This window comes from Novosphingobium sp. 17-62-19 (assembly GCF_002256775.1).
Classification (GTDB): domain Bacteria; phylum Pseudomonadota; class Alphaproteobacteria; order Sphingomonadales; family Sphingomonadaceae; genus Novosphingobium.
On record NZ_NCII01000135.1, the window covers coordinates 1 to 5336 of the forward strand.

General features: G+C 61.6%; 5 protein-coding genes. 4 read left to right on the forward strand and 1 reads right to left on the reverse strand.

Annotated features, from left to right (window positions below):
• Positions 1 to 94 precede the first annotated feature (94 nt).
• On the reverse strand, positions 95 to 1075 hold the full coding sequence (locus tag B7X90_RS17785) for a nitronate monooxygenase family protein (RefSeq protein WP_292626809.1): 981 nt from the start codon (positions 1073 to 1075) through the stop codon (positions 95 to 97).
• Between the two features lie 286 nt (positions 1076 to 1361).
• Here B7X90_RS17785 and B7X90_RS17790 point away from each other — a divergent pair, with 286 nt between their 5' ends.
• The 4 genes from B7X90_RS17790 to B7X90_RS17805 form a co-directional block, all read left to right on the forward strand.
• Entirely contained in the window at positions 1362 to 1982 is a 621-nt protein-coding gene (locus tag B7X90_RS17790; RefSeq protein ID WP_292626811.1) for a gluconate 2-dehydrogenase subunit 3 family protein, read from the forward strand.
• An 8-nt stretch (positions 1983 to 1990) separates the two neighbouring features.
• Positions 1991 to 3685, forward strand: a complete 1695-nt coding sequence (locus tag B7X90_RS17795; protein WP_292626814.1) for a GMC family oxidoreductase — start codon at positions 1991 to 1993, stop codon at positions 3683 to 3685.
• The gene (locus B7X90_RS17800; RefSeq protein WP_292626816.1) at positions 3685 to 4809 is read left to right on the forward strand and encodes a ThuA domain-containing protein; all 1125 of its coding nucleotides are present in this window, start codon (positions 3685 to 3687) and stop codon (positions 4807 to 4809) included. The genes B7X90_RS17795 and B7X90_RS17800 overlap by 1 nt, the downstream gene beginning before the upstream one ends.
• A gap of 119 nt (positions 4810 to 4928) precedes the next feature.
• The coding region (locus B7X90_RS17805) for a phosphoadenosine phosphosulfate reductase family protein (protein WP_292626819.1) at positions 4929 to 5336 on the forward strand (408 nt) is incomplete at its 3' end.

Consider the following 5336-nt stretch of genomic DNA (forward strand, 5'->3'; position numbering starts at 1 on the left):
TTCTCGACCTCTTCATACGGCCACCACCCCGCCGATGCCCTCACTGCGATAAGCTCATTGCAAAGGCACCTTCGAAAAATCTGCCAAAGTAGTGCTAGGCCAGCAAACTGCCCAGCCGCTCGCGGATGACGCTTTCGGCATCGCCGATGATGCGGTCGATCAGTTGCTGGCAGGTTGGGAGATCGTGAATCAGGCCCTGCACCATCCCGGCCCAGAACACGCCCTTGGCCAGATCACCCGTTTCCAGCAACTGCTTGCCCGCACGGCCATTGACGAGTTCGGCCACGTCCTCGAACTTGGCCTCAGGCTGTGACAGGCGGCGCACCACTTCTTCGGACACCGCGCTGCGGCCCACGCGCGCGGTGTTCTTGAAATTGCGGAAGATCAGGAAACTGCCGCGTTCGTCGTTGTCGATATAGGCCTGTTTTACGTTGTCGTGGATCGGCGCTTCTGCCGTGGCGCAAAAACGCGTGCCCATGTTGATACCTTCTGCCCCCAGGCTGAGCGCGGCCACCAGCCCCCGCCCATCGCCAAAGCCGCCGCTGGCCAGCAAGGGGATCTTCACCTTGTCAGCCGCAGCCGGGATCAGGATCAGGCCGGGAATGTCGTCTTCACCGGGGTGGCCTGCGCATTCGAAACCGTCGATCGAAACGATGTCGCAGCCGGCTTTCTCAGCCGAGAGCGCATGGCGCACGGCAGTGCATTTGTGCAGGATCGTCACGCCATGGGGTTTGAGCATCTCCCAGATCTCACGCACCGCCTGCGTCCCTGCGGTCTCCACGATCTTCACCCCGCCATCGATGATCGCTTGGGCATAGGCCTTGTAATCGGGTGAATTGACCGTCGGGAAGATCGTCATGTTCACTCCAAAGGGCTTGTCGGTCATCCCCCGCGTGCGCTCGATCTCAGCGCGCAGGGCGTCGGGCGTGGGCTGGGTCAGCGCGGTAATGATACCAAGCCCCCCTGCATTCGATACCGCGCTGGCCAGTTCGGCATAGCCCACGTTCATCATCCCGCCCTGCACGATCGGATGTTCGATCCCCAGCATGTCGGTGATTCGTGTCCTGATTGCCATCTTGCTTCCCCAGCCTTGATCCGTTGCCCGGCACAGTTGCAGACCCCCATTGCTGCCGCAACCTTGCAGACCTGACAGACCGCCTCAACCAGCCAATAGCAGAGGGTCTGCCGGGGCTTGCCATCCCGTTTGTCCATACGCGTAAGTCAACGCTGTCAATTTATCGTGCGCGCGTATTGACCAGCGCTGCCAATTGGCTAATCTCCGGCAAGATCGGCAAGAATCCCCGCCAGCGCAGCCACGCAAAACGGGAAGCGGACCGACGAAGCGAGAGGACAATAATCCGATGATCGAAGTCACGGACCGGCACGTTGACCGGCGCGAGGCCCTTGCGCGCATTGCGCTTCTGCTGGGCGCCACCGCCCTTCCGGCAGACGCCATGGCCAAGGCATTGCAGGGGCGCGCGCCCTCTCTGCCATCAGGCCAGTTCGCCCTGCTCTCGGCCGTGGCTGATACCGTCCTTCCTGCAACCGACACGCCCGGCGCGCTTGCTGCAAAAGTGCCGCAGCGGCTTGATGCCATGCTTGCCCACTGGGCCGCGCCCACCACGCGCGATGCCATTCTGGCCGGATTGCAGCGGATCGACGCCGCCGCCCGCACAGCCACTGGCAAAGGCTTTGCCAAGCTGAATGCAAAGCAGCGCGAAACCGTGCTGCGCGCCCACGATGCCGCCGCCCTCGCCAAAGCCGGCACGACCACGACGACTGGCAAGTTCCCCTTCACCGCAACCGTCGCGGTGGCCGATGCAGGCTACCTTCAGCTCAAAAGCCTGATCGTAGATCTCTACTATTACAGCCCCGAAGCCGCCGCGACCGAGCTGATCTATGAACACGTGCCCGGTCCCTTCGAACCCTCGATCAAGCTGACCGCACAATCCCGCCCTTATCTTGGCGTTGGCCCCTTCTGAAGCGAGTGATGACCATGTTCGATGCAATCGTAATCGGCTCGGGGATGAGCGGCGGCATTTCTGCCAAGGAACTGTGTGAGCGTGGGCTGAAAGTGCTGCTGCTGGAACGCGGCCGCAAGGTGGAGCACGTCACCGACTACAACGACACACAGATGCCGTGGGAGCTGCCCAACAACAACGCCATCCCGGAAGAGGAACTGGCGCGCGATTATCCGGTGCAAGGCCAGTGCTATGCCGTGAATGCGGCAACCAAGCAGTTCTGGGTGAAAGACAGCGAACACCCCTATCTGACACCCGAAGAGCGCCCCTTCACGTGGATTCGCGGCTATCACCTTGGTGGGCGTTCGATCATGTGGGGCCGCCAGTCCTATCGCCTGTCCCCGATGGATTTTGAGGCGAACGCCAAGGACGGGCACGGCGTTGACTGGCCGATCCGCTATGACGATCTTGCCCCGTGGTACAGCCACGTCGAAAAGTTCATCGGCGTGGCTGGCAGCAAGGAAAACCTGCCCCAGCTGCCCGATGGCGAATTCCTGCCCGCGTGGGAAATGAACGACGCCGAAAAGCTGTTCAAGGTTTCGGTCGAACAGAAATTTCCGGGTCGCAAGGTCATCATCGGTCGCAATGCCAACCTGTCGCAGGCACAGCCGCATCATGAAGAGCTGGGGCGCACCAGTTGCCAGAACCGCTCCATCTGCGAACGCGGTTGCAGCTTTGGCGCAAACCATTCCAGCCTGTCGTCATCGCTCCCCGCTGCTGAGCGCACGGGCAACCTGACGACCGTGACCGATGCCATCGTGCATTCGCTGGTGCAGGACCCGAAAACCGGCCGCATCACATCGGTGCGCGTGATCGATGCCAAGACGATGGAGGGCAAGACCTACGAAGCCAAGGTCTTCTTCCTCAACGCATCCACCATCGGCACAGCCCAGATCCTGCTCAATTCCATAAGCGAAGCCAATCCGCGCGGGCTGTGCAACAAGTCCGATCAGGTCGGCCGCAACATCATGGACCACATGTATGCGCTCAGCACCATTGGTGTGATGCCCGATTACCCGAAGGACAGCTACTATCGCGGCCGCCGCCCCACCGGCATTTACATCCCGCGCTATCGCAATGTCACCGAAGAGGGCGGCGATTACGTGCGCGGCTACGGCTATCAGGGTGCTGTCATTCGGCGCGGGGGTATGCCCGATGCCGCAACGCCGGGTCTTGGCCAGGACATCAAGCAGCGTGGCCGGGAATTCGGCCCGTGGATCGCCTATATTTCGGGTTTCGGCGAAATGCTGCCCAACCCCGAAAACCGCATGACGCAGGACGCGGTGCGCAAGGACAAGTGGGGCATTCCGCTGCTCAACATCAGCGTCGATTTCAGCGAGAACGAGCGCAAGATGGCCAAGCAGATCCTTACCGATGGGCGTGCGATGATCGAAGGCGCGGGCGGCATGGTCATTTCGCAGGCCACAAAGCCCGGCGCGCCTGGCCTTGGCATCCATGAAATGGGCACTGCACGCATGGGCCGCGATCCGATGACGTCGGTGTTCAACGGCTACAATCAGGCCCATGAGGCGCCGAACCTGTTTTGCACTGATGGTGCAGCCATGACCTCGTCCGGCTGTCAAAACCCGTCGCTCACCTATATGGCCCTGTCTGCCCGCGCCGCGCACCACGCGGCGGAATGGCTGAAGGAAGGAAAGCTGTGATGATGGCAAAGCTCATGACCTCCACCATCGGTGCCGCGCTGCTTTTGGCGGCAAGCGGCGCCTCGGCTGCTGCGCCGGTCACCGATTGCGCCAACCGCGACACGCCGTTTTCCGCAGCATCGCCGCTGGTCGATGTGCTGTTGAGCGAGCAGGCACGGGCCGTGGTCGAAAAGGCCATCCCCGGCAAGATCGCCGCCATGCCGCCGATGTTTACCGGCACAACACCACCCACTTTCGCCGCCATCCTCGATGTAAAGTCGGCAGCAGGGTTCTTCGGCACTGACGCTGCCAAGATCGCGGAAATCGACGCGGCACTGCGCAAAGTTCCCGTGACTGACGCTGACCGCGTGGCCCGCTGCGCCCGCTTTGACAACGAAGTGCCCGCACTCACGCCTACACCGGGCAAGCCGAACATTCTGGTGTTTGAAAAGATCAACGGCTTCAAGGACACACCCTCGGTCGATGCCGCCCACGCCGCGCTGATCGCCATGGCCGCGCGCAAGGGCTGGGCGCTTTCCTTCACCGACAAGGGAGGCGCATTCAACCCGCAGACGCTGGGCCAGTTTGATGTCGTGCTGTGGAACAACATCTCGGGCGATGTGCTGACCGTGTCGCAGCGCGCTGCGTTCAAGGACTGGCTCGAAGCTGGCGGTGCCTTTGTCGGTATGCACGGTTCGGCCGGCGATCCGGTCTATTTCTGGGACTGGTATCCCGATACGCTGATCGGCGCTCGCTTTGCCGGGCACCCACGCGATCTACAGTTTCAGGAAGCGCGGATTGCCGTGCAGACAGAGCACCCGTTGGCCAAGGGCCTGCCCGCGCAATGGCAGATGAAGGACGAATGGTATTCGTTCAAGTCCAACCCGCGCCTTGCCGGGGCAACGCCCGTGCTGCTACTGGATGAAAGCACTTACCGGCCCAACGATCCGCAGATGCCGGGGCTGGTAATGGGCGCAGACCATCCGCTGGCGTGGACCAACTGCATCGGTAAGGGCCGCGTGTTCTATTCCGCCATCGGACACATGCCCGAAACCTACGACGAACCCAACCACGTGCGCCTGCTGGAAAACGCCATCAGTTGGGCGGCGACTGATACGTCGGCCTGTGCAGCAAAGGCGCAGTAAACACCCTTTTGCAGGGCAAAAGAAAAAAGAGTCGCGCCCTGCTCCCAAATGGGAACTTCGCTCAATGCTGCGATGCGGCATCGCAAGGATATTGACCGCAACAGCGCAGTATCCTTGCCATGACCACCTACCCTGATCGCAAGACGCTTACCCATCTGGAACGCCTCGAATCCGAGGCTATCCACATCATGCGCGAGGTGGTGGCCGAGGCGACGAACCCGGTGATGATGTATTCGGTGGGCAAGGACAGCGCGGTCATGCTGCACCTTGCACGCAAGGCGTTTTACCCCTCGCCGCCGCCCTTCCCGCTGCTCCACGTCGATACGACGTGGAAGTTCAAGGAAATGTACAAGCTGCGCGATCAGATGGCGGTCGACAGCGGGATGAACCTGCTGGTCTATCAGAACCCCGAAGCGGCAGAACGCGGGATCAACCCGTTCGATCACGGCGCGCTGCACACCGATATGTGGAAGACCGAAGGTCTGAAGCAGGCGCTCGACAAGTATGGCTTTGACGCGGCCTTCGGC